The sequence below is a fragment of the Kribbella sp. VKM Ac-2568 genome, from assembly GCF_004345365.1.
GTDB classification, from domain to species: Bacteria; Actinomycetota; Actinomycetes; order Propionibacteriales; family Kribbellaceae; genus Kribbella; species Kribbella orskensis.
Window position 1 is genome coordinate 244,539 of sequence record NZ_SLVF01000010.1, and the last position, 24,136, is coordinate 268,674.

A 24,136-nucleotide genomic window follows, 5' to 3' on the forward strand; every position below is an offset into this window, starting at 1 on the left:
CGGGCCTGATCAATTGAGGGAGCCACATGCCGGACGAACTGCTGCGCCCGACCATCGGCGCCGGCGTCGACATGTCCGCGCGGCCCTGGCGGTTGGTGTCTCAGACGTACGTCGCGTTCTTCGGCGGCGTGATCGCCTCCACGGTGATCGCCTTCCTCAACGCCCGGCGCCTCGGAGTCCCGACCGACAAGCGCAGGCTGATCCTGGTCATCGGCGCGATCGGCCTGGTCCTGGCCGCCGTCGTGATCACGTTGCTCGCCGACGACACCTCCACCTCCTCCGGCATCCGAGTGGCGGTCCGCCTGGTCGCGGTGGTCGCCTGCCTCGCCCAACTGCGGATCCAGCAGCCGATGGACCGGGCGTTCCAGTTGCGCGGCAGCGAGTACGGCTCGCTCTGGGGTCCGGGGATCGCCGCGGTGATCGGACTCGGCCTGCTCGAAGCGCTCCTGCTCGCGCTCGTGGTGGTGGCACTGTGACCGAACCAGCCGATGCAAGACTGCAAATGGCCGGTCACTGGCTGCAGATCGGACACCCCGAGCGCACCCTCGACGAACTCCAGGGCCTCTGGGGCGACGCCGCCCTCGACTACCGGGCGTACCTGTTCCGCGGTGCCGCCCTCCACGCGCTGAACCGCCACGCAGAGGCAGCCGACGTACTGCGGGACGGCTTGTCCCACCACGGCCCGTTCCTCCCGCTGCTCCAGGTTCTGGGCTCAAGCCTTCGCGCGGTGGGGAATCTCCCCGAGGCCGAGGCGGCGTACCTCCAAGGCCTCAGCCTCGACCCGAACGACCCGGACCTGCTGATCGGTTACGCGATGGTGTGCCTCGCGGCGGGGCAGACCGAGAAGGCCGCCGCCCTCGTCGAGCGCGCCGCCTCCCAGGCTCCGGAGAGCGCCGCTGTCTCCGCGGCCCGGGCGCAGATCGCGTTCGCCCAGGGCCGGCACAAGGACATGCACCGGCACAGCCAGGAAGCGCTCTCTTACGATCCCGAGGATCCGGGCGCCAGGGCACTGCACGGAGCGTCGTCGATGCTGACCGGCGACTCCAAGTCGGGATACCGCTCTCTCGCGTCCGCGGCGTCCTCGCATCCGGGCGACCAGGACCTGCGCGAGGCCGCACGCGAGGCGAAGCTGATCAACCACCCGCTGCTGCGGCCGCTCCGCCCGTTTCAGCGGTTCAACCCGCTCGTGATCTGGGTCTGCGCGGTCGCCGTGATCTACGGCTTCCGTATCGCAGGGCTCGGCCCGTTGGCTGCGGTGGTTGCCGTCGGCTGGTTCGCGTTCTGCGTGTACTCGTGGGTGGCGCCGCCCCTGGTCCGCCGCTGGATCAACCGGAAGTGGGGTTCATGAGCAACGACCGGATCTCCGCGCTGCGCAAGGCGGTCGAGGCCAGCCCGGACGACGTACTGCTCCGGCTCGTGCTGGCCGAGTCACTCGTCGCCGCCGGTGAGACCGAGCCCGCGCTCGACCAGTACGTCGTACTGCTCGATCAGCAGGGGCTGCCGGATGATCAGCTGGTGGTCGTCGGTGAGCTGGCGGCGGTGAACGGCCGGCTCGCGTTGCTGCGGAGCTGTCTGGAAGCCGCGCGGCAGGCAGGCGTCGTCGAGGGCACCGGGCGACTGCAGCAACTGGCGGACGAGCTGATCGCCGAGCGCAGCGGCGTCAAGATCAAGGTCGGCCCCGAGGACGAGGCTCCGTTCGAGTTCGACACCCCGAAGGAGTCGACCACCTTCGACCAGGTCGGCGGGATGGACGAGATCAAGCGGGTCATCCACCGGATGGTGATCCTGCCGCTGAGCCGCCCTGAGCTGTACCAGAAGTACGGGCGGAAGTCCGGCGGCGGCGTGATGCTCTACGGACCGCCCGGCTGCGGCAAGACGCTGCTGGCCCGGGCGACCGCGGGGGAGTGCGGGCTGCCGTTCGTCAACGTGCGCATCGAAGACGTGATGGACCCCTACCTCGGGGTCTCCGAGCGGAACCTGCACGCCGCCTTCGAGCGAGCCCGGGCGAACGCGCCCTGCGTGTTGTTCCTCGACGAGCTGGACGCGCTGGCCTTCGCCCGGCACAAGCACGGCGGCTCGGAATCACGCCGGCTGGTCGACGTACTGCTGCAGGAGCTCGACGCGATCGGCTCCGAGAACGAGGGTCTGCTGGTCCTGGCGGCGACCAACGCGCCGTGGGACGTGGACGAGGCGATGCTGCGGCCCGGGCGGTTCGACCGGGTGATCTTCGTGCCGCCGCCGGACGAGCCGGCCCGCGCCGACATCCTCTCGGTGCTGGTGAAGGAGGTGCCGTCCGCGGGGCTGGACCTCAAGGCGCTGGCGAACCAGACGCCGATGTTCAGCGGCGCGGATCTGCGCGCGCTGGTCGAGCGGGGGGTGGATCGGGTGATCGACGAGGCGCTCACATCCGGCGGAGAGCCGCCTCTGTCGATGCAGCACCTGACGACGGCGCTCCCGACGGTGAAGCCGTCCACGCTCGACTGGCTGCACCGGGTCCGCTCGTACATCGAGTTCGCCAACCAGTCCGAGCGGTACGACGACGTGGCCGCCTATCTCCGCAGCAAGGACATCCGCCGCCGGCTCAGCTAGGGGCCGGCGGTGCCGATGTCGTGTCGGTGGCGGTCGCGGTGCCGCCGTCGGTGTCTGTCGCGTTCGCCTTCGTGGCGTAGCCCATGTAGGAGATGTCGGTGCGGTCCACCTGGCCGACGTTCATCCTTCGGCTCAGCTCGCCGAAGGTGATCCGGCCGAGGCGCTGCTGTACGTAGTACCGGAGCAGCCTCGCCATACTCGCTCGGGGGCCGAGGCCGACGATCTCGTCGAGGCTCAGCCGATGCCGCCGCAGGTGGGCGCCGAGCTCGGACGGCGTGATGAACATGTCCCAGTTGTGCAGATCGGTGTCGATGACCCTGGTCAGCCGCCACTTCTGCAGCAGGCTGATGGCGAAGATCTGGCTGGCGGCAGTGTGGTTGATCGTGTCGAACAGGTAGAGACCGCCCGGCTTGAGCACCCGGGCCGATTCGCGGATCACCAGCTCGACGTCGGCGACGTGCTCGAGGACATCGCAGCAATAGGCGAGATCGAAGAACGCGCTCTCCAGCGGGAGGTGCTCGCCGGACGCGACGACGTACTCGATCTTCAGATCGGACGACGTGGCGTGGCGCCGGGCGGTCGCGATGGACACTCGCGAGGGGTCGACCCCGACGACCTGGCAGCCGAGCCTGGCGAACTCCTCGGCCAGGAAGCCACCGCCGCAGCCGACGTCCAGGGCTCGCAGTCCGGCCGGGTCCCGCCCGGTGCGTTCGAGCACCTCACGGAAGTAGGCGAGCCGCCCGGGCGTGAAGCTTCCGTGCAGCACGTTGAGCGGGTTGTCCTCGTCCCACCAGGTGCCGCCGAGGCGGTCGTAGATCTCGTTGTCGATGTGGTTGTCGATGGTCATTGCGGACACCTTCGGCCGGCACCGCAGTACGGAAGGTCAGGCCGTGGACTTCATCCGGGCGGCGGCCGACTCGGGCATCGCCTCGTAGCGGGCGAAGCTGCGGGTGAAGGACGCGGCGCCGTGGGACAGCGAGCGCAGGTCGATCGCGTAGCGGGTGATCTCCACCTGCGGGACCTCCGCCTTCACCAGCGTGCGGTCCTCGCCGACGCGCTCGGTGCCGAGCAGTCTGCCGCGACGGCCGGACAGGTCGCTCATCACCGCGCCGACCAGGTCGTCCGGCGTCAGGACGGAGACGAGATCGACCGGCTCGAGCAGGTTCACCTTGGTCGCGGTGGCGGCCTCGCGGAGAGCGAGTCCACCCGCCATCTGGAACGCCATGTCCGACGAGTCGACGCTGTGCGCCTTGCCGTCGAGCAGGGTGACCCGGATGTTCACCATCGGATAGCCCGCGCCGACCCCCTTCTCCATCTGCGCGCGGATCCCCTTCTCCACGCTCGGGATGAACTGCCGCGGCACCGCGCCGCCGACCACCTTGTCGACGAACTCGAACTCCATGCCCTCCGGCAGCGGCTCCACCTCGATGTCGCAGACGGCGTACTGGCCGTGGCCGCCGGACTGCTTCACGTGCCGGCCGTGGCCCTTCGCCTTGCCACCGAAGGTCTCCCGCAGCGGCACGCGCAGTTCCACGGTGTCCACCGTCACGCCGTACCGGTTCGCCAGTGCGTCGAGCACGACGTCGGAATGCGCCTCGCCCATGCACCACAGGACGATCTGGTGGGTCTCGGGGTTCTGCTCGATCCGGAGCGTCGGGTCTTCCGCGGCCAGCCGCTGCAACCCGACCGACAGTTTGTCCTCGTCCGTCTTCGCATGAGCCTGTACTGCGACCGGAAGGAGCGGCTCGGGCATCGTCCAGGGCTTGAGCAGGAGTGGATCCATCCTGTCGGACAGGGTGTCGCCGGTCTCCGCGCGAGTGAGCCGCCCGATCGCGCACAGATCACCCGCGACGACCGTGGTGGCGGGTCGCTGTTGCCGGCCCAGGGGGAACGACAGCGTGCCGATGCGCTCGTCCTCGTCGTGGTCCGCGTGGCTGTTGCCCTCACCGAAGAAGGACGTGAAATGGCCCGACACGTGAACCGTCGTGTCGGGCCTGATGGTGCCGGAGAACACCCGCACCAGGCTGACCCTGCCGACGTACGGGTCCGACGTCGTCTTCACCACCTCGGCGAGCAGTGGTCCCGAGGGATCGGTGGCCAGCTTGTTGCGCGGTACGCCGTGCGGGGTGAACACCTCGGGCAGCGGGTGCTCCAGTGGCGACGGGAAGCCGCTGGTCGCGACCTCGAGCAGTTCGTGGGTGCCGAGGCCGGTGCCGCTGCAGACCGGGATCACCGGGAAGAAGGAACCACGGGCGACCGCTCTCTCCAGGTCCTCGATCAGCACCGCCTGGTCGATCTCCTCGCCGCCGAGATAGCGCTCCATCAGCGACTCGTCCTCGGACTCCTCGATGATCCCCTCGATCAGGATGCCGCGGAGTTCCTCGATCTGATCGGCGTACTGCGGGTCCGGGGCGTGCGTGCTGCGGTTGCCGCCGTCGTACTCGTAGTACGTCTGGGAGAGCAGGCCGATCAGCCCCTTGCCGGCCGGGAGGTAGAGCGGCAGGACCTTGTCGCCGAACGCGTTCTGCGCCGTGGAGAGCGCATTCTCGTAGTTCGCGCGAGCGTGGTCCAGCTTGGTGATCACGACAGCCCGGGGCATCCCGACCCGGTCGCACTCCTGCCACAACGCCTTGGTCGGCTCATCCACGGCCTCGTTCGCCGCGACCACGAAGAGAGCGCAGTCCGCCGCGCGCAGGCCGGCCCGGAGCTCGCCGACGAAGTCTGCGTACCCGGGGGTGTCGATCAGGTTCACCTTGATGCCGTCGTGCTGCAGAGGCGCCAGCGCCAGTCCGACCGAGCGTTGCTGCCGGATCTCCGCGTCGTCGCAGTCGCACACCGTCGTACCGTCCACGACGCTGCCCGGTCTTGTGAGCACGCCGGAGGCGACCAGCAAGGCCTCGACGAGGGTGGTCTTGCCCGCACCCGACGGGCCGACGAGCACCACGTTACGGATGGCGGCCGGGCTCTCCGCGACAGGAGCAGCACCGGCGCCCTGGGAAGTATTCGTCTTGTCTGCCATGACGTTCCTCCTGGTTAAGCCACCATTCCCCCAACCCCCGCCCCAGCACAACCCCAACCCGCCGACAACCCCGCCTGAGCGGACTCTCCCGGGGCGCGCGGCCCTGGCCCCGCCCGCGAGCCGCTCGGCGCGCTGGCCCGCCGGTGTGGCTGGCCGCAGCCGGTACCACGCGGAGGTTGCTGCCGCGATGCCAGCAGCAGCCGGTACTGCGCGGAGGTTGCTGGTGTGGACTGGCAGCGGCCGGTACTGCGTGGCAGCCGGTGGGGTGGCCAGCGGCGGAGAGTGTTGGCGTGGTGCTTGCAGAGAGGGCTGTGACAGCCGGGTGGGGTGGCTACGGGGTGGAGGGGGTTGGCGTGGTGCTCGCAGCTAGGGCTGTGACTACTGCGTGGAGGTCGTCGGGGTGGAGGCGTCGGTCGCGTGTCCGCTCGGCGGCCAGTTCAGCGCGCAGTACTTCGAGGTCGGCTCGCCGCTCGGCCTCGCCGGCTCGAGCAGCGTCGCGCTCGGCTGTGCCTAGCTCAACCGCGGCCGCCAATCTCCGGAGCTCATTCTCAACATCTGCCTGCGTCTTGCGGGCATCGGCCTCGGCAGCTGCAAGCGCCTCGGCTGCCTCTGCCCTCGCGGCGGCTACAGCCCCCTGTCCCGCCCGCTCGGCGGCGGCGACGGCTTGCTGGGCCTCGTGTTGGGCGGCGGCTACCGCTTCCTGCTTCTCGCGGTTGGCGGTGGTGAGGGCTTCGCGAGTCAGGTGCTCGGCGGCTGCAAGTGCTTGGCGGGCCTGGTCCTCGACGGCTGTGGCGCGTTCTGATTCTCGGGTCAGCTGTACTTCGGCGGCTTGGCGGGCGGCGATCGCGTCCTGAGCCTGTTGCCGGGCGGCTCCCAGAGCCTCGGTGGCTTCGAGGGCCTGTCGCGCCGCAGCGTTCGCCCGCTCGACAGCCTCGGCGCGCTCCTTGGCAGCACGCTCAGCGGTGGTGACGCTCTGCCGGGTCCGGTGTTCGGCGGTCGCCCGGGCTTCCTCGGCAGCGACCCGGGCTCTCTCGGCCTCGGCGACCTGGGTGTGAGCAGCCTCGACAGCTCCCACAGCAGCCGCCTCAACCTCGTCCAGCCGCGTTGTCACCGCATGGAGTGCAGCCGTCAGCGCGTCCACCGGCCCGCGGATCGTGTCGAGGTGCTCCCGCAGCCGCTCCGCATCCAGCCGGAAGGTGCTGCTCCCGGCATCCAGCCCGAGCGCTCCCAGCGCTTCCCGCTCAGCCCGCGCCAGCTGCGCACAGGTCCGCCCGCCCTCCCACCGCGTATCCCGGCAGAAACTTCGCGGCCGCCCACCCTGCACCCCAGGTCCCGGCAACTCCGCCCGGCACTTGCTGTATCCGCACCGTCCAGCGTCCTCACTCATGCCCGTGAGCGTAGAAGTTAGCGGTATCAAAACCTGGTAACTGATTCGGCGTTTCCAAAACCAAACCTAAACCCCACGAAACCTGTGTTTTGTTGGACAGTTTGGGTTGCTTGCCCCGGAGCTTTCCCTTGGCTTTGGCCACGGCCATCCCTTCTCGGGTCCGCAACCGCAGCAGGTCGACTTCGAACTCGGCGAAAGTGGCATGCGCGGATGGTTGGGCGGTAGCGGCGCACCCGGCAACGAGGCAGGCGTCGCGTCCACTGCAGCGGGCGGCTCAGCGACGACCGGATTCCATGTACTTCTTGAGCCCAACCCAGTTCCGGCGCTCCCAACCGGGGCCGAAGAAGCTCAGCACCGGGGACAGCACCCGCATCGGGCCGAGCAGAACCATGTCCCAGTCCCACCTCAGGCGCGTCCCGCCCTCGACCCCGTCGAATGTCAGCGTTCCGTCGACCCGCAGGTACGACGAGCGCACGACATTGTGAAGGCCATGCGGTCTGTCGTACTCCACGATCTCCAGGGCCATCTCGCCCTTCGCGCCCATGCCCTTGGGCGCGGCTACGAATCGCGAGCCGATGCCGATCGGTCCTTCGCTCACCTTCTCGGCACGCACGATCCGAGGGTTGTACCTCGGCTCGTTCCGCTCATCGGCGACCAGGTCGAAAACCTCGTCGACTGGCGCGTCGATAGTGACCTCTCCGTAAATGTGAGTCATCGCGATGCCCTCCCCGGTCGCGGTTGCCCTCGCGGACCACCATGCTGACTCGCAAGAAGGCGGACGAACCAGGGCCGTTGGTCAGGATCGGCTACTGGCGAATGTCCCCTCGATCGCGGCGCGGGTTCGGAGGCAGAGCAAGGGTGGGTGCCGTTCGACCGCTCATCGGCTGACCGGACGTGTGGCACTTCAGCAGCGGTCCTATCGGCCCGCTTTGAGGCGGTGCGGGACACAACGACCCCTCGCACGTTGGGAGCACGCGGCGCACACGGCTCCAGTCGAACCCCCTAGAGGTTCTTCTCCCGGATGTAGTAGATGAGCCAGTAGACGAGAGCCGCAGGTGGTGAGGTGCACAACAGGATGATGAGTAGGCGGGAGTCGATTTCATACGTGGGTGACGCAGCTGCTTTCGGCTCGCCCGGCAGATCGCTCACGAGGGCATCGAGTTGCTCGCGGGTTCGTGCTTCGTGAGCCCCGGCCACGCGTTCTTCGAGCTCGGGCAGGGTCAGCCGGCCAACCGCGTAGTGGTGTTGCAGCTGCGCCGCGACCTGGTCGCGCTCGGCGTCCGAGGCCCGTACCGCAGGGCTGTTCGCGCGCTCCTCGCTGCCATTCAAGACGACCTCGCTGCTGTTCGTGACGGCCTCGCTGTTGTTCGTGCCGGCCTCTCTGTTGTTCATGGCGACCTCTCAGACTCGGGTGCGACGGCGTCCGCAGACGGGCGGTCTTGCAGGTCGACTACCGCGACGACCAGTCGCGTCCAGACGCCGGGGGCATCTTGGTCCGCGAACCGGGTGGTGAGCCGTTCGACGTCGTCGCGCAGTTCGGCGAGCGCCTCCTCGGTCAGCCGCAGCACACCGCGGTACAGATCGACCTCCCGCCGGCCGCCGGCCTGCTTGGACCGATAGGCGGCGTTGATGTCGGCCCGGGTGGCATCCAGCATCGAGCCGAGGAACTCGGCCATCTCCTCGGGGCTCACGGCATCGTCGGGGGGTTCGGTGACCGCGGGGGCGTAGACCCGCTCGACCTTGCCGCGGGCTAGCGGCCGGTATTCGGCGATCTCGATCAGCCCGGCCTTCTCAAGCTGACCTAGGTGGTAGTAGAGCCGGTCAGCCGGAACATCGGTGCGTCCGGCGAGCTCACGTGCGGACTGCGGCAGCTCCCACAGCACCTCCAGGAGCCGGATGCGCAGGGGATCGGCGAGTGCCTTGTGCACGCCCTGCCATCGCCGGGGCGACGCACCAGAGCCGTGTGTACTCATCGACCGACCACCGTTCATTGCACTGATTTCCGTTGGTTGGAAGATTTTACAATCAAAAGGGTGCATGCGGCCGGTTGGACCAGGGCGCGCATCCGGCCGAACGCCTTCGAGCGTTCCGTCGCTCAGGACCCCTGGCGGGCGCGAGTCGGTCCGGAACGGCGCGGCGTGGGAGCCCCAGAGCTCCTGCCGAGTGGACGAAAATCAGCAGATGCCGCCGTCGGAACCGCCGCCCTCGGAGACGTCGCCCTCGGCACTGCCAGCCGTGGAGAAGGCGCCTGCGGAGTTGGCCGACTCGTCAGCGCGAATGCCCGCCCACGGCTCCGACGCGCTAGCAGTCCTGGAGGCCGCGCGAGCAGCAATCACAAGCGCACGAGTTCCGGCGATGGTTGGCCCAACAGGTGGCCGCCGCCCAGGCACGGCACCCGGCACGGCCGACGGATCCGGCGCGGACGAGGGGTCGTGGCCGGGGGTCGTGGATCCGGAGGGGTTGCGAGAGCAACTTGCTGACTGGCTCAGCCAGTACGCGAACGCCGGCACTCGCCGGACCTACGCCTACGCACTCGGCCTCCCCGTCGAGTGGGTCGACTCCCTGGGACGCGCCGGCAGCGCCGAGCGGACGCCTGGCCATGCATCTGGCCCGCCAGACCCAGTACCGGGCGATGCACCCGGCCGGGCGCCAGGTCAAGCACCAGGTCAGGTGCCAGTCGGCAAGACGGGGCCGCTACACCAACTGGCGTGGTTCAGGTGGTGTGCGGGCCGAGGGCTGGATCCGCGGGCGGCTACTGGCAACGAGGTGAAGGCGTGGCTGCATCAGCTGGACGCGGCCGGAGCCGAGAAGCGGACCAGGCAGCGGATGCTGTCCACCCTCTCCGCCTTCTACGGCCACCTCACTGAGACCGGCGTTGTCCCAGCCAACCCGGCCGCCCTCAACAGGAGCCGCCTCGGCCTTGGCAGCACCGCCCGCGACGCCTCGCCGACCATCCGGCTCACAGCGAGCCAACTGCGTGCACTTCTAGACGCAGCAGCCCGACTGCCCAACCGCACACGCCACCGCGACCTGTACTCCGCCCGCGCGGTGGCCGTGGTCGCGCTGCTGACCCTAGGCCTCCGAGTCTCCGAACTGGTCGGCCTGGACCGCGAGAGCCTCGTCGTGTCCGGGGGAGAGCCGATGCTGCGAGTCCTCGGCAAGGGCGGCGTCCACCGCGAGGTCTACCTGACCCAGCTAGCAGCCAACGCCCTCCGCGACTACCTGACCGAGCGGGACCGCACCAGCGAAGCATCCACCCCAGCCCTCCGCGGCCGAACCAGCGCCGGACGAACACCCCTGATCGCCACGCGCGACGGAGGACGCTGCTCCCGCTTCGACGTCAACACGCTGCTCCGGCGGATCGCAGTACAGGCCGGTCCTGCGCTAGCGGATGTCGCCGACCGCGTACACCCGCACGCCCTGCGGCATGCCTACGTGACCATTGCCCTCGAGCAGGACGCCCGCATCCAGCACGTCCAGGCGGACGTCGGCCACGCCACCATCTCCACCACCCAGTACTACGACCGAGGCCGCCGCACCAGGGACACCACAGCCGCGGATCTGGTCGAAGCCGCCATCAACGCGGCCGGCGACGTACCGCCGAGCTCAGGTTGACCGCCGCGGACCCCCGGCATCGGTACATTCGCCGCATGCGTAGGGGATTCTTCACCGCCATCGTCTCGATCTTCGTCGGGTTCGTGCTGGCCGGGTTCGCGGTACCGACGGTCGCCGCCTCGTCGCTCAGCGACGACGTGATCGATTCGATGCGGTTCACCTACGAAGTGACTCCGGACGGTGTGCTGCAGGTGCGCGAGGAGATCGTCTACCGCTTCGGGCCGAGCTCCGGCCGGCACGGCATCGTCCGGGATCTCGTCACCCGCGAGCCGTACGTCGACGACGACTCGAAGGACCAGCGCTACGACATCTCGAACGTGCGGGTGTCCAGCCCGTCCGGTGACAGCGCCGAGTTCACCCAGACCGTGAACAAGACGAACAACGACCGCGACCAGAGCCTGCAGCTGAAGATCGGCTCGGCGAACCGGACGGTCACCAACCCGACGGCGACGTACGTGATCGAGTACGAGGTGCGTGGCTCGTTGCGGCACTTCGACGACCACAGCGAGCTGTACTGGGACGCCACCGGCACGCTCACCGAGGCGGTCACCAAGAACGTCTCAGTCAGCGTGACCGTCCCGCAGGGCGTGCAGGCGGCCACTTGCTTCGCCGGTCCGCAGGGATCGACGACACCTTGCGACAGCGCGACGGTGTCGGGTGGAGTCGGTCAGTACAGGCAGGCACTGCTGGACTCGCGCAACGGACTGACGGTCGTCGCGTCGATTACGGCCGGTGCGGTCACCAACGACACCCCGCTCCTGTCCGATGCGCCAGGGTTGCTCGAACGCCAAGGGCTCACGGTCGGCGGGCTCATCGGCTCCGGCGTCGTCACCATCGGGGCGATCATCGCGGCGGTGCTCTACGGCAGGAACGGCAACAAGGACCAACGCTTCGCCGGTATGCCGCCGGGCACCTTCCCGCCCGACGGGATGGCCGCCCAGGTGGTCACGGACGACCTGAGGGAGGACCAGATCCCGGTAGCGTTCTCGCCGCCGCGCATCCCGGTCGCCGAAGGTGGTCTGCTGATCGACGCGAAGGCGAACACGACCGAGACCGCGGCGACGCTGATCGACCTCGCGGTACGCGGCGCCGTCCGGATCGACAACAACGGCCCGGAGCAGAAGGCCGTGCTGCTGAACCCGGCCGCCGCCACCGTCCCGCACGAACAGGTACTGATGCAGGGGCTGTTCCCGACCCTGCAGCCGGGTTCGGAGATCGTCCTCGAGCGCAGGCCGACCGGCGACACCTCCATGCGCCAGGCCCACGACGCGATGATCGGCCAGTTACGTCAGCAGATCCAGCAGCGCCAGTGGTACCTGCGGATGCCTCGCGCAGGCGGTGGTTCCAGCTTCGCCAGCGGCGCTCGCTGCGCATGTATCGCGATGGTCGGCTTCTGGGTGTTCGGTGCAGGCTTCGCCGGTACTGCGATCGCGGCCGCCACAGGTGGTCTGGGTCGTGCCGCGAGCATCGCGATCCCGGTGCTGGCGGTGATCGTCGCCATCGGGCTGTGGATCGGCAAGCGGTCGCAGGGCCAGCGCAACCCGGCCGGCCGGGCGGTGACGGATCAGCTGATCGGGTTCCGGACCTATCTCGCCACGGCCGAGGCCGACCAGCTCCGGTTCGAGGAGGGCGAGGACATCTTCAGCAAGTACTTGCCCTGGGCAATCGCCTTCGGGCTGGCGGACCGCTGGCAGCGGGTCTGCGCGCAGCTGGTCGCCGCCGGCCGGATCACGCCGGATCCCTACTGGTACTCCGGTCCCGCGTACTACAGCTCGGGATTCGCGGCCGGAAGCATCAGCCAGACCGTGGCGAACACCTTCGACCCACCCCCGGCACCGGCCGGCAGCGGCGGGGGAGGCGGCAGCTCGTCCGGCTTCAGCGGCGGATCCTCCGGCGGAGGCGGCGGAGGCGGCGGCACCAGCTCCTGGTAACGCCGGCGGCCAACCGGGCCCGCCGTACACACGGCGCCCGCTCGTGGTGACCGTTGGGCGCGCGGCCGGGCCGCCGCGCGCATCGCTGCGGCCCGGAGTGCGGCGGTGGCGCCGGTCAGACGGAGCCGGTGGTGCGGGTCAGACGGAGCCGCCGGCCGCGGTAGGGGCGGTGGGGTCCGCGCCGTTGTCACCCACCGTCTCGCGGGCGAGGAAGTCCTCCAGGTGGAAGAGGTTGTCGCCGGCGCGCTTGGCGACGTTGACGAGCGTGGTCATCGCGGCCACTTCCTCGACCTGCTCCTTGAGGAACCACTGCATGAACTGCTCGCCGACGTAGTCGCCGTCGTCGCGCGCGGTCCTGGCCAGCGTCTCGACCTGCTTGGTGACGGTGATCTCCTGCTGCAGCGCGAGTTCGAGCGGCTCCAGCGCGGTGTCGAAGTCGTTCACCACGTCGCCGACACCCGGGATGTTCGGCCGGATGTCCTTGTCGAGCAGGTACTGAACCATCATCATCGCGTGGTTGCGCTCTTCCAGGGACTGCTTGTAGAAGTGCGACGCGAGTTGGGGCAGATCCTGATCGTCGAACCAGACAGCCACTGCCGTGTACTGCTGTGACGCCGTGAATTCGTTGCGAATCTGTTCTTGAAGGAGTTTCTGGTACGTGCTCATCAGGTCAATGTAGTGCTCGAACGCCCCGATAACATCGTTGGTGAGCCTGACCTGACGGCGTGTCACCGACCACCCTGCACATGCGAACGGATCGCGGGCAGGTTGCCGAGCGGAGCGAAATAGCCGGCCACTCCGTGGTCGAAGGTGATCGCCGCGATGCCCTGCTGCAACCACACCGGTGCCTGGGCTACCGCGTCCTCGGGAGCCAGCGCGAGCACCTGGACCTCGGCGTCCGCGGGCACGAGCCCGTTGTCGATCGCGAATCCCCGGGCCCGTTGCGCGGAGGTGAAGGCCATCAGGAACGGCTGGTCCTGGTGCACGCCGACGAACGGCTGCGGGTTACCAGGCTCACCGCGCTGGACGAAGTACCAGCGGTCCAGCAAGAACGTTGCCTCCCACAACTTCTCCTGGTTCTCGGTGCTGGGATCGGCCGCCACCGCCTGGGCCAGCGCGTCGGTGACACTGGGTTCGAGTGCTTCGGTCATACCTAGACCGTACGAGATCAGTGGTCCCCGAGGCGCACTGTCTCAGTGTCGTCACCGGGGAATGTGATCGTGATCTCGTGCCCGGCGACGGCGACCTGGATTCCCTCGGCGAGTGCCTCGGGGCGGATCGCGTCACGGGTCAGCAACACCGCGTGAACGAGCACCAGCGGCTCACCTCCGTGGCTCACCGTCAGGTACGGCGTGGCGGAGTGCGGGCCGAACGGGTTCGCCCCGAGATCGCGGTGCAGGCCGGCCTCGTCGTACCCGTGCAGGTTGACGACGGCGGACATCAGCCCGTCCGCGTTCCGCGCCGCGGACCAGGCGGGCGACCCGCCGACGGTTGCTGTAGGCAAGGAATCCCCGGCGACGGCGTACCCGCCGCTGCGGACCAGCGCGCCGGCCGGTCCTTCGACCAGCGAGCAGCGGATCTCCCAGCCGCCGTGCACGACCGAGGCGGTCTCGATCCGCCACGGTCCCTCGCTGCCGAGCCACGCCTTGTGCCAGGACGCCGCCGACCGCGTGCCGACCCCGAGGCGGCGGATCCGGCCGCGGTGGCTGGACCTGCCGTGCTGATCGACGAGCGAGGTGAGGTTGTCGACCCGCTGCAGTGACGCCGCGTCGGAGATCTCCGGCCCCGCATGGTTCGCGTACGCCAGGCGGTCGTAGTGCGGGTCAGCCGCGGGCTCCACACCTTCCGGCTCGGCGGGCGGTGCGTGGTCGGCGCCGTGGTTGATCAGCCGCACCACCTGATCGTGCCGGCTCGCGTGCACGAGCCAGCCGGGCACGGGCATCGCCCGGACCTGGTCCGCCTCGTCGAGCGGCACCGTCTCCTCGGAAGCCGTCCACACCGCGTGCTCCGGCGGCAGCAGCAACCCGATGAACCCCTTGCTGGCCCAGTACGGCGAACCGGGCCCGGAGTACGCCTGAGTCGTCGGCAGGAACGTGTCATACCACCCGAGCGTCAGCAGCCCGCGCTCATCCGGTACGCCGTGCTGCACGAAGTGCCGCGCGATCCCCGAGCACAGCCGCCGGGTCTGGCCCGGGGACAGGGGAGTGGCGTCGAGCACGGCCCCCATCCAGTACGGCGCGGCCGCAGCCATCCGGTACGTGAGCGACCTCCCCTGGTAGACGGGTGCCCCGTCGTTCCCGACCAGGTGCACCGCGTCCTCCAGGAAGAGGCTCAGCCGCTCCCGGTAGACCTTCAGACGATCGTCGTACTCCGTACCGGAGGTTGCGGCGGCCATCCGGGTCCACAGGCCCGGGTAGAGGTGCATGGCCCAGCCGATGTAGTTGTCGAAGTTCTGCCCGTCGCCGTCGGAGTACCAGCCGTCGCCGACGTACCAGTCCTCTATCCGGTCAAGGCCGCCCTCGATGTCGTCCTTGGAGTACGGCGCGCCCACGGACGCCAGGAACTGCTCGCTGACGACCTGGAACAACCGCCAGTTGTTGTCGTGCGTGGTGGACCCGATGAACCCGCCCAGCCACTCCGCGACGTGCTCCTGGGCGCGGGTGTCCAGCCGGTCCCAGATCCACTCGCGGGACTCGTGCAGCGCGACCGCAATCGCGGCGGCCTCCACCATCTGCTGCGAGCGCGGGGTGAGCCGCAGCCACGCCTCGGGGTGGTCCGGGTTCGCGCCGTTGGCGACACCGCGGGCATACCGCTCGATCAGCTTGTCGCAGCCCTCGCCACGGACGCCCGCGATCCGGAAGGCGGCGAGCATGAAGGAGCGTGCGAACCCCTCGAGTTCGTCCGAGTCGGTGCCGGACCGGCTCGGCCGCCCGGGCAGCACGACGCGGGCGGCGCCGGGGGAGAAGTACGGCACCAGGGAGTCGAGCAGGTGGTCGGCGAGCGCCTCCCAATGCCCACGAGTCCAGCCGGTTTGACGGGACAGCACGCGGTCGGTGTCGGGCAGGACGAGGCGGGTCATGCGATTCTCCCAAGCTCGGCGGCGGTGATGACGTGATGAAGAGGGGCCCCGGCGGCAAAACGTTCCAGCTCACCCACGGCCAATTCGCCCAATCTCGCGACCTCGTTGCCGACCGCACCGGCCAGGTGCGGCGTGAGGAACACGTTGGGCAGTTCCAGCAGCGGTGAATCGGGCAGCAGCGGTTCCGGATCGGTCACGTCGAGCACCGCGTCGATGCGCCCCGAGCGGCATTCGGCAATGAGCGCGTCCGCGTCGATGATCCGGCCGCGGGCGGTGTTGATCAGGACCGAGCCGTCCCGCAGCAGTCCGAGCAACCGCGCATCGACCAGGCCGACGGTCTCGGGTAGCAGCGGCGCGTGCACGCTCAGGATGTCGCTGCGGGTGAACAGTGTGTCCAGGTCGACCAGGCTCGCGCCAAGCTCAGCCGCCTCGGCCTCGGACAGATACGGATCACTGATCAGTACTTCGAGGTCGAACGCCCGGAGTCGCTCAGCCACCATCCGGCCGATCCGCGACGCGCCCAGCAGGCCGACCGTGCTGCCGTAGTTGCCCGACACGTTGCTCGGATCCGGCCGGTGCTTGCTCAGCTTGTACTCCGCGCCGAGGCGGAACGCCCGCTTCCCGCTCAGGATGATCGTGGCGACGGTGAACTCGGCCACCGGCAGCGCGTTCGCCACGACGGCCGAGGACACCTGGATCCCGCGTTCGAAGGCGGCCGGGTCGACGAAATGCTTGACCGAGCCTGCCGCGTGGATGATCGCCCGGAGCCTGGGGGCAGCGTCCAGCACCTCGGGGGTGATCGACGGGCAGCCCCAGCCGGTGAGCAGGGCGTCGACCTCGCCGAGCGCCTTCCGGACCTCGGGATCGGCGAGGAAGGCGTCGCCGGGGCCGACCGGGAGCACGGTGGCGACGCGCTCCAGACGGTCGCGCACCTGGGGGACGAGTACCCGGGCCCGGCTGGACTCGTTCATCGCAAGCATCACGGTCGGCTGGGCGGCGGTGGTGGAGGCCATGGTGGAGCCTAGGGCAGTCGGTTCGGATTCGGTGCGCACAGGAGCACGCTAGCAAGCGCTTTCCGAATCCGCTCGTCCTCCCCGCGTCGTGTCTGGATCCGGACACCCGCGGGCCGGCCTGGACTCACGCCGCAGGCCTGCTTGGACTCACCCGGCTGCCGGGCTGTGCGACGCCTGGTGGCTTGTAAGGCGTCATCGGTCGAACCACCCGGCAGCGAGCGGCGTACCGAGAAAAGATCTCGCGGAGCGGAATTACTGCCCAGCGAGGTGACGTTCTCATTGGAGAAGGCAGGATAGAGGGGCCTACCCGCCTGTTGGCCAGTGAGAAGGAGACGAAGATGCTGCGACCGGACGACCTCTACGAGATCGTCGACGAGTCGGTGGCGACCGGCCCGGCGGCGACGCCGAAGGTGCTGGTGCATTCGCTTGACGGGTTCATGGACGCCGGCCAGGCGGGCCGAGTGACGGCCGACCACTTGCTGGAGGTGCTGGACCACCGCCTGCTGGCCAGGTTCGACGTGGACCTGTTGCACGACTACCGGGCCCGCCGTCCCGAGGTGACCTTCGCCGAGGACCGGTTCATCGACTACACCCCGCCGCAGCTGTCCCTTCACCTGATGAAGGACGACGCCGGCGTGGAGTTCCTGCTGCTCGAGGGTGTCGAGCCCGACAACCACTGGAACCGGTTCGCCGGCGCAGTACGGCAGCTGATCGAGCGCTACAACGTCACGCTGACGGTCGGCGTTCACGGCATCCCGATGGGCGTTCCGCACACCCGGCCGCTGGGCCTCACGGCGCACGCCACCCGGCCCGAGCTGGTGACGCGGTCGAACATCTGGGACGGCGAGATGCGCCTCCCGGCGAGCGCCGCCACCATGCTGCAGGTTCGCCTCGGCGAAGCCGGCAAGGACGCGATGGGCTTCGCGGTCCACGTGCCGCACTACCTGGCCGAGAACCGCTTCCCGGGCGCAGCGCTGGCTCTGGTGCACGCGATCTCCGCGGCGACTGGCCTGCTGCTCCCTAGCAAGGCGCTCCTCGACGAGGCTGCCGTCACCGGTCGCCTGGTGGACGAGCAGGTGGAGGCCTCTGAGGATGCGTCCGCCGTGGTGAACGCCCTCGAAACGCAGTACGACGCCGCGGCTGGTTCGGTCAGCCGGGGGAGTCTGCTGGCGGGGTCGACGCCGTCGGCTGAGGAGCTCGGCGCTGAGGTCGAGCAGTTCCTCGCGGAGCTGAACCGCGACGACGACAACTGATCCGCGACCTAACAGCAACGCCCGAAGAGCCTCAGGGTTCTTCGGGCGTTGCTGTTCGTACGGTCAGGCCGTGGCGTAGTGGGTGATTCGTGCGGTTGATGGGAGCGTTCATCGAGTTACCGAGTGCGACCGAAAGCTCTCCTAAACAGCTGAGGTGACAACAACCACATCCCGTACGCCGGTTGGCCGCCGCCCGGGTGACCCGTCTTGACAGCTGAAGCTGTCAGGATGAGACATGCCTGAGTCGCTGGAGGATCTGGTCGAGCTGCTCGACCTGGAGATGATCGACGTCGACCTGTTCCGTGGCCGGCAACCGCAGACCTCCGCACAGCGGGTGTTCGGCGGGCAGGTGCTCGGCCAGGCGCTGGTGGCGGCCAGCCGGACGGTAGATCCCGAGCGGATCGTGCACTCGCTGCACGGGTACTTCCTGCGCCCAGGCGACACCTCGGTACCGATCGTCTACAAGCCCGAGCTGATCCGCGACGGGCGGTCGTTCAGCAGCCGACGGGTGGTCGCGTCGCAGAACGGCAAGACCATCTTCTACATGTCCGCCTCCTACCAGGTGCCGGAGCCAGGGCTGGACCACTCGGACCCGATGCCGACGGACCTCCTCCCGCCGGACGAGGCGCCGACCCTCGCGTCGGTCTTCGAGGCAGCGTCAGGGCGCAAGGCCGAGGACTGGAACAAGGAGTGGGCCGCGCTCGACGTACGGCTGGCCGGGCTCACCGGGCGGCAGTTCTGGATCCGGGCCGCAGGCAAGCTTCCGGACGAGCCGGCCTTGCACGCTTGCGTTCTGGCCTATGCGAGTGACCTGACGTTGCTCGGGGCAAGCTTGCTCCCGCACGGCATCATCATCGGCGACCGCCGCATCCAGCCGGCCTCCATCGACCACGCCCTCTGGTTCCACCGCGACTTCCGCGCCGACGAGTGGCTCCTGTACGACCAGGTCTCCCCGTCCGCCTCGGGCGCCCGAGGATTCGCTACCGGCCGCCTCTTCAGCCAAGACGGCCGCTTGGTCGCCTCAGTAGCCCAGGAAGGCCTTATCCGCCCCGTCGGCCTGGACCTGGACGACTAGTTCCAGACCCGCGAAACGCCTCGCCTGATCCACCCACCGCCGCATGTCACAGGTGGCCGTGCTGTCTCGTCTCGGGTGTCGAAGACAGGTTCTGAGAAGAACACACCACCTGATAGCAAGGACTGGTCATGAGTGAGAACACCCACCAGAAGATCGCGCTGGTCACCGGGGCAAACAAGGGGATCGGCCGTGGGGCTGCCGAGCAACTCGCTGAGCTGGGGATGACGGTTCTGATCGGCGCCAGGGACCCGCGGCGCGGCGAGGAGGCTGCCGCGGCGCTGCGCGCGGCCGGCGACGTGCACGCGGTCACCCTGGACGTCACCGACCCGTCCACCGTGCAGGAGGCTGCGAAGCAGGTCGAGGAGCGCTTCGGCCACCTCGACGTGCTGATCAACAACGCCGGCATCACCGGTTCCGGGCAGGTCTCGCCCCAGGACGCCTACGATCAGGTCCCCAGCTCCGTCGACCTGGACATGGTCCGGGCGGTGTTCGAGACCAACGTCTTCGGCGTGATCGCGGTGACCAATGCCATGTTGCCGCTGCTGCGGCGGTCGCCGGCGCCGCGCATCGTCAACGTCAGCAGTCATGCCGCGTCGCTGACCATCACCAGCGACCCGGACGGCCCGATGGCATCACTGCTGTCGTCGGCCGCGTATTCGCCGTCCAAGACCGCGCTGAGCGCGCTGACCGTGCAGTACGCCAACGAGCTGCGGAAGGACGGCATCCTCGTCAACGCCGTCGCCCCCGGCTACGTCGACACGGACAGCAACAACCACACCGGGTTCCTCACGGTCGCGCAGGGCGCCGAGGTCTTGGTGCGCCTGGCCACACTCGGCGCTGATGGACCGACCGCCGGGTTCTTCAGCGCGGAGGGCCCCCTGCCCTGGTGATGCCGGCCCTGATGTCACAGCTGGGAGGGGCTGTCTCGTCTCGGGTTCGAAGGCAGTTCTGAGATCTGGAAAGGTGATGGTCATGCGGGTGTTCGTGGCTGGTGGGTCCGGGGTTCTGGGGCGGCGGCTGGTGCCCCAGCTGGTTGCCCGTGGCCACCAGGTGACGGCAACGACGACGAGCTCGGCCAAGCTGGGTCTGGTGGAGCAGCTGGGCGCCGAGGCGGTCGTGATGGATGGGCTGGATGCGGCATCGGTCGGTGAGGCGGTGGCCAAGGCCCGGCCAGAGGTGATCGTGCACCAGATGACCGCGATCTCCGTGGCGCATGCCGGCAAGCCCGACATGAAGCACATGGATCAGTGGTTCGCCGGCACCAACCGGCTGCGCCTCGAGGGGACGGACCACCTGCTGGCCGCCGCCGAGGCGACCGGCGTGACCAACTTCGTCGCGCAGAGCTACGCCGCTTGGAACGGCATCCGTGAGGGCGGCTGGGTGAAGACCGAGCAGGACCCGACCGACCCGATGACGGGGACGCCGGCGGAACCCGGGATGAAGGCGATCGGTCACGTCGAGGACGTGGTCCTGAAGGCCGGCGGCGCAGTACTGCGGTACGGCTGGTTCTACGGGCCAGGCGCCACCGACGACCTGGTCGAGCCCGTGCGCAAGCGGCAGTTCCCGATTGTCGGGGGCGGCGCCGGATACTGCTCATGGGTGCATCTCGACGACGCGGCGAGCGCTACCGTTCTGGCCGTGGAGAAGGAGGCCAGGGGTGTGTTCAACATCGTCGACGATGAACCGGCCCCGGCCGACGAGTGGCTGCCCTACCTGGCCGCATGCGCGGGAGCGAGGCGGCCGATGCGGGTCCCCACCTGGCTAGCGCGACCGCTGGCCGGGGAAGTGGCGGTGACGATGATGACCGAGGGGCGTGGCTTCTCGAACGCCAAAGCCAAGCGGGAGCTCGGCTGGGAGCTGCAGTACCCGTCGTGGCGGCAGGGATTCAAGGCTGAGCTGGCATGACCCGCACCGAGGAGTTCGAAGACCTGCGGCCGCTGCTCTTCTCGATCGCCTACCGGATCCTGGGCAGTGTGGCCGAGGCCGAAGACGCGGTCCAGGAGACCTGGCTGCGCTACGAGGCCTCCCCGACACAGCCCGCCTCGGCCAAAGCCTTTCTGTCGGCCGTGGTGACCAGAATCTCGATCGATGTACTGCGGTCGGCCCGCGTCCGGCGGGAGGAGTACGTCGGGCCGTGGTTCCCGGAGCCGCTGCTGACCGACCCCTACCAGGACCCGGAGCGTTCGGCGGAGCTGGCCGACTCGCTGTCGATGGCGGCCCTGTTGTTGCTGGAGCGGCTCAGCCCGCTCGAACGGGCGGTCTTCGTATTGCGGGAGGTGTTCGGTTTCGGCTTCGGTGAGGTCGCGTCGGCGGTGGGGCGCTCTGAGGCGGCGTGCCGCCAGCTCGCCGTACGAGCGCGCCGACACATGGACGCGGGCCGACCCCGGTTCGATGCCGACCGAACCGAGCGCGAGGAGCTCGCCGGGCGATTCCTCGACGCCTTCCGGGACGGGGATGTCGACGGGCTGACCGAGTTGCTGGCCGCCGACGTACAGCTGGTCGCCGACGGTGGCGGCAAGGCCCCGCAATGGGCCGACCGCTTCAGCGGTACCGAAAGCGTGGCCCGGGTGCTCGCCAGGCTCGTCTCGCTGTTCGTTCGGATCGGAGCGAAGGTGGAGCCGCACGAGGTGAACGGCCAGCCGGGCGCGATCTTCCGCGACCGGGACGGCAAGATCCTCAGCACCTGGGCGCTCGACGTCCTCGACGGACAGATCCAGACGATCCGCACAGTCAACAACCCCGACAAGCTGGGCCATGTGGGTCCCGGGGCGGACCCCTGGGCGGCCCTCCGCGAAGCGAACCAGGCCCGCCGTCCCACAGACCCGGAATAAATCGGTTCCCTCGTCTGCTAACTTATTCATCATGATCAAGCGCGTAGTGGTGACGACGACGTCGGAGTTTGTCCCGGCGCGCTGACAGCTGACTGTTGATCGAAGCCCCGGGGCGAGTGCCCCGGGGCTTCGTCGTGTGGGCACTCGTCTCGACCATCTGAGGAGTGTTCACATGTACGACCATCGCAAGCTCGGCCGGGAGCTCGGCCTGTTCGACTCGGACCCGTTGATCGGTGCCGGTCTTCCGTACTGGCTGCCTGCTGGTGCGGCGATCCGGCAGGCGATCGAGCGGTACATCGTCGACGTCGAACGACGAGCCGGCTACCAGCAGGTGTATTCACCCGTGCTCGGCAAGCGCGAGCTCTACGAGATCTCCGGCCACTGGGCGAAGTACAACGAGGATATGTATCCGCCCATGGACGTCGGGGGAGAGCAGGTGGTGCTGCGGCCGAGCCTGTGTCCGCACCACGCGCTGATGTTCCGATCGCGGGCGCACAGCTATCGCGAACTGCCGCTGCGGATGTCCGAGCTCGGCGGGATGTACCGCTCGGAGCTGTCCGGTGTTCTCGGTGGGTTGACCAGAGTTCGGGCGATCCAGCTCAACGACGGGCACATCTTCTGCAGCCTGGACCAGGTTGCCGAAGAGGCTGGTGCGGCGCTCGCGTTGATCAACCAGGCCTATCGCGATCTGGGTATCAGCGCCTCCCGCTATCTGTTGTCGCTGCCTGCCGAGGACGCGAAGTTCGGCGATCCGGCCAGCAAGTACGTCGGGGACGCCGAGAGCTGGGAGCGAGCCTCCAGCCTGCTGAGGGATGTCCTCGACGGTGCGGGAATCGCGTATGAGGAAGCGCCGGGGGAGGCCGCGTTCTACGGACCGAAGATCGACATCCAGGTCGAGGACTCGGCCGGTCGCGAGTCCAGTCTGTCGACCATTCAGGTGGACTTCCACCAGCCGGCCGCGTTCGGGCTCGAGTTCATGGGTGCCGATGGCAACAAGCATCGCCCGGTGATGGTGCACCGCGCGATCGTCGGCAGCATCGAGCGCGCCGTCGCCCAGTTGATCGAAGTACACGGCGGCGCGTTCCCGTCCTGGCTCGCCCCGGTCCAGCTCGTCGTACTCCCGATCTCTGACAAGGAGGAGGAAGCAGCCGCCAAGGTTCTCCGGCAGGCGGTTGACCTCGGTCTTCGAGCAGAGATCGCGTACGCCGAGGAGGGCAGCCTGGGCGCGCGGATTCGCCAGAACCGGCTGGTCCCGCATCTGGCGGTCATCGGTCCACGCGAGGCTGCTGCCGGCGAGATCGCCATCCGCGACCGTGACGGAAGCCAGCACCCCGCGGCACCCGCGGCCGCAGTACTGCGAGATCTCGCGGCGAGCGCTGATCCGCTGCGGAGGGGTGAACCTCCACGCCATCAATTGCCCGCGCCCAGCCCGGGGCCGAGCGTGCCGCAGCCCGGGGAGGCCGCGATTGATGGCCTGGACGTCCGGTCAGCGGGGCTGGAGTTGGCCGATGAGGTGGGTGACGGTGTGGTCGTCGTTGTAGAGCGCGAAGTCCACGGCCTCGCCGGTCCGCTGGTTGCCGAACTGGACCCGCGACGGGAGTAGCAGCGGTTTCCGGAAGTCGACGCGGACCGTGTAGGCGTCGGGCAGACCGCCGCCGCGCTGGATCGACGCGAGCGACGCCGCCTTCGCCCACATCCCGTGGGCGATCTGGCGCGGGAACCCGAAGGCCTGCGCCGAGAGCTTCCAGAGATGGATCGGATTGCGGTCACCGGAAGCAGCGGCGTACCGGCGGCCGAGGTTGCCGTGCAGGTCCCAGAACGCCGACGGCTCCAGCGAAAGGTCCGGCAGTAGATCGGTGTGCGCGGACGGGGTGCCCGAGGACCGGCTGAGCAAGGTGGTGGAGTCAGTCCACACCACCTCGTCGTCCACCCGCACTTCGCTGATCACGTCGAAGATGGTGCCCTTCGGGTGCGGGCGCTCCGGACTGCTGTGCACGCGGATCGCGTAGTCCGCGTGCATCGGCAGCGGCTTCAGTTGGGTGATGGTGTTCGCCAGGTGAACGATGCCCATCGGCTTGTACGGGAACGACGGGTCCGACATCAGGTCCAGGTGCAGCGGGAACGCCAGAACATGCGGATACGTGACCGGCAGGGCGGGTCCCGCGCTGAACCCCGTCACCTCCCGGTACGCCGTGAGATGGTCCTGGTCGATCGCCGCGTGCGGCAGTTCCAGCGTCAGGCCGTCGGTGTCGGGCTCGTACTCCGCCTTGCGCAAGGTCGCCTTCACCGTGCGGGCGTACAGCGAACCGAACCCGGGGGTGTCGTCGTACCGTCGGGTGGGCAT

The 24,136-nt window shown here is 68.9% G+C and carries 22 protein-coding genes; 11 read left to right on the forward strand and 11 right to left on the reverse strand.

Going from position 1 to position 24,136, the window contains the following annotated elements:
- Nucleotides 1-26: 26 nt before the first annotated feature.
- Genes EV648_RS28540 through EV648_RS28550 form a run of 3 tightly spaced genes read left to right on the forward strand, consistent with a single transcriptional unit; the run spans nucleotide 27 to nucleotide 2,589 of the window.
- Nucleotides 27-476, forward strand: a complete 450-nt coding sequence (locus EV648_RS28540) for a hypothetical protein (RefSeq protein ID WP_132298196.1) — start codon at nucleotides 27-29, stop codon at nucleotides 474-476.
- Complete coding sequence (locus tag EV648_RS28545) at nucleotides 473-1,348, forward strand: tetratricopeptide repeat protein (RefSeq protein ID WP_132298198.1); 876 nt, start codon at nucleotides 473-475, stop codon at nucleotides 1,346-1,348. Before EV648_RS28540 ends, EV648_RS28545 begins: the two co-directional genes overlap by 4 nt.
- Nucleotides 1,345-2,589, forward strand: a complete 1,245-nt coding sequence (locus EV648_RS28550; RefSeq protein WP_132298200.1) for a tetratricopeptide repeat protein — start codon at nucleotides 1,345-1,347, stop codon at nucleotides 2,587-2,589. Before EV648_RS28545 ends, EV648_RS28550 begins: the two co-directional genes overlap by 4 nt.
- Here the strand turns inward: EV648_RS28550 and ubiG are convergent.
- The 6 genes from ubiG to EV648_RS28585 all read right to left on the reverse strand — a co-directional run bounded on the left by ubiG (nucleotide 2,582) and on the right by EV648_RS28585 (nucleotide 8,968).
- Complete coding sequence (gene ubiG / locus EV648_RS28555) at nucleotides 2,582-3,436, reverse strand: bifunctional 2-polyprenyl-6-hydroxyphenol methylase/3-demethylubiquinol 3-O-methyltransferase UbiG (RefSeq protein ID WP_132298202.1); 855 nt, start codon at nucleotides 3,434-3,436, stop codon at nucleotides 2,582-2,584. The two genes, EV648_RS28550 and ubiG, sit on opposite strands and share 8 nt — an antisense overlap.
- Nucleotides 3,437-3,472: 36 nt before the next feature.
- The gene (locus EV648_RS28560) at nucleotides 3,473-5,608 is read right to left on the reverse strand and encodes an elongation factor G-like protein EF-G2 (RefSeq protein ID WP_132298204.1); all 2,136 of its coding nucleotides are present in this window, start codon (nucleotides 5,606-5,608) and stop codon (nucleotides 3,473-3,475) included.
- A gap of 331 nt (nucleotides 5,609-5,939) precedes the next feature.
- Complete coding sequence (locus EV648_RS28565) at nucleotides 5,940-6,995, reverse strand: response regulator receiver protein (RefSeq protein ID WP_132298206.1); 1,056 nt, start codon at nucleotides 6,993-6,995, stop codon at nucleotides 5,940-5,942.
- 274 nt (nucleotides 6,996-7,269) lie between these two features.
- A complete protein-coding gene (locus tag EV648_RS28575; protein ID WP_132298208.1) occupies nucleotides 7,270-7,710 on the reverse strand; it encodes an SRPBCC family protein in 441 nt (146 codons plus the stop codon).
- Between the two features lie 287 nt (nucleotides 7,711-7,997).
- Entirely contained in the window at nucleotides 7,998-8,387 is a 390-nt protein-coding gene (locus EV648_RS28580) for a DUF1707 domain-containing protein (protein WP_132298210.1), read from the reverse strand.
- Nucleotides 8,384-8,968, reverse strand: coding sequence for a winged helix-turn-helix domain-containing protein (locus tag EV648_RS28585; protein WP_158294088.1), 585 nt, complete (start codon nucleotides 8,966-8,968; stop codon nucleotides 8,384-8,386). Before EV648_RS28585 ends, EV648_RS28580 begins: the two co-directional genes overlap by 4 nt.
- Before the next feature lie 793 nt (nucleotides 8,969-9,761).
- Here EV648_RS28585 and EV648_RS28590 point away from each other — a divergent pair.
- Together EV648_RS28590 and EV648_RS28595 are read left to right on the forward strand one after the other, a co-directional pair.
- On the forward strand, nucleotides 9,762-10,610 hold the full coding sequence (locus tag EV648_RS28590; protein ID WP_241995658.1) for a tyrosine-type recombinase/integrase: 849 nt from the start codon (nucleotides 9,762-9,764) through the stop codon (nucleotides 10,608-10,610).
- A 35-nt stretch (nucleotides 10,611-10,645) separates the two neighbouring features.
- Complete coding sequence (locus EV648_RS28595) at nucleotides 10,646-12,541, forward strand: DUF2207 domain-containing protein (RefSeq protein ID WP_132298216.1); 1,896 nt, start codon at nucleotides 10,646-10,648, stop codon at nucleotides 12,539-12,541.
- A 138-nt stretch (nucleotides 12,542-12,679) separates the two neighbouring features.
- On the opposite strand, the gene EV648_RS28600 is transcribed toward EV648_RS28595, so the two are convergent.
- From EV648_RS28600 to EV648_RS28615, 4 genes are all read right to left on the reverse strand, one after another.
- Nucleotides 12,680-13,207, reverse strand: coding sequence for a ferritin (locus EV648_RS28600; RefSeq protein ID WP_132298218.1), 528 nt, complete (start codon nucleotides 13,205-13,207; stop codon nucleotides 12,680-12,682).
- Nucleotides 13,208-13,269: 62 nt separating this feature from the next.
- A complete protein-coding gene (locus EV648_RS28605) occupies nucleotides 13,270-13,692 on the reverse strand; it encodes a hypothetical protein (protein ID WP_132298220.1) in 423 nt (140 codons plus the stop codon).
- 17 nt (nucleotides 13,693-13,709) lie between these two features.
- Nucleotides 13,710-15,620 (reverse strand): DUF2264 domain-containing protein, encoded by a 1,911-nt coding sequence (locus EV648_RS28610; RefSeq protein WP_132298222.1) that lies wholly within the window; start codon nucleotides 15,618-15,620, stop codon nucleotides 13,710-13,712.
- Nucleotides 15,617-16,672 carry a hydroxyacid dehydrogenase gene (locus tag EV648_RS28615; RefSeq protein WP_241995659.1) on the reverse strand — a complete coding sequence of 352 codons (1,056 nt, stop codon included), beginning with the start codon at nucleotides 16,670-16,672 and terminating at the stop codon, nucleotides 15,617-15,619. Before EV648_RS28615 ends, EV648_RS28610 begins: the two co-directional genes overlap by 4 nt.
- 299 nt (nucleotides 16,673-16,971) lie before the next feature.
- Between EV648_RS28615 and EV648_RS28620 the strand changes: the two genes are divergently transcribed.
- The 6 genes from EV648_RS28620 to thrS all read left to right on the forward strand — a co-directional run bounded on the left by EV648_RS28620 (nucleotide 16,972) and on the right by thrS (nucleotide 23,395).
- Nucleotides 16,972-17,886 carry a proteasome assembly chaperone family protein gene (locus EV648_RS28620; protein ID WP_132298224.1) on the forward strand — a complete coding sequence of 305 codons (915 nt, stop codon included), beginning with the start codon at nucleotides 16,972-16,974 and terminating at the stop codon, nucleotides 17,884-17,886.
- 235 nt (nucleotides 17,887-18,121) lie between these two features.
- Nucleotides 18,122-18,961, forward strand: a complete 840-nt coding sequence (locus EV648_RS28625) for an acyl-CoA thioesterase II (protein ID WP_132298226.1) — start codon at nucleotides 18,122-18,124, stop codon at nucleotides 18,959-18,961.
- Nucleotides 18,962-19,089: 128 nt separating this feature from the next.
- Entirely contained in the window at nucleotides 19,090-19,851 is a 762-nt protein-coding gene (locus EV648_RS28630; protein WP_132298228.1) for an SDR family oxidoreductase, read from the forward strand.
- A gap of 82 nt (nucleotides 19,852-19,933) precedes the next feature.
- The gene (locus EV648_RS28635) at nucleotides 19,934-20,866 is read left to right on the forward strand and encodes an NAD(P)-dependent oxidoreductase (protein ID WP_132298230.1); all 933 of its coding nucleotides are present in this window, start codon (nucleotides 19,934-19,936) and stop codon (nucleotides 20,864-20,866) included.
- Nucleotides 20,863-21,792, forward strand: coding sequence for an RNA polymerase sigma-70 factor (locus EV648_RS28640; RefSeq protein WP_132298231.1), 930 nt, complete (start codon nucleotides 20,863-20,865; stop codon nucleotides 21,790-21,792). Before EV648_RS28635 ends, EV648_RS28640 begins: the two co-directional genes overlap by 4 nt.
- 136 nt (nucleotides 21,793-21,928) lie before the next feature.
- Nucleotides 21,929-23,395 carry a threonine--tRNA ligase gene (gene thrS / locus EV648_RS28645; protein ID WP_255512879.1) on the forward strand — a complete coding sequence of 489 codons (1,467 nt, stop codon included), beginning with the start codon at nucleotides 21,929-21,931 and terminating at the stop codon, nucleotides 23,393-23,395.
- On the opposite strand, the gene EV648_RS28650 is transcribed toward thrS, so the two are convergent.
- Nucleotides 23,279-24,136 (reverse strand): MaoC/PaaZ C-terminal domain-containing protein, encoded by an 858-nt coding sequence (locus EV648_RS28650; RefSeq protein ID WP_132298232.1) that lies wholly within the window; start codon nucleotides 24,134-24,136, stop codon nucleotides 23,279-23,281. The genes thrS and EV648_RS28650 overlap by 117 nt on opposite strands.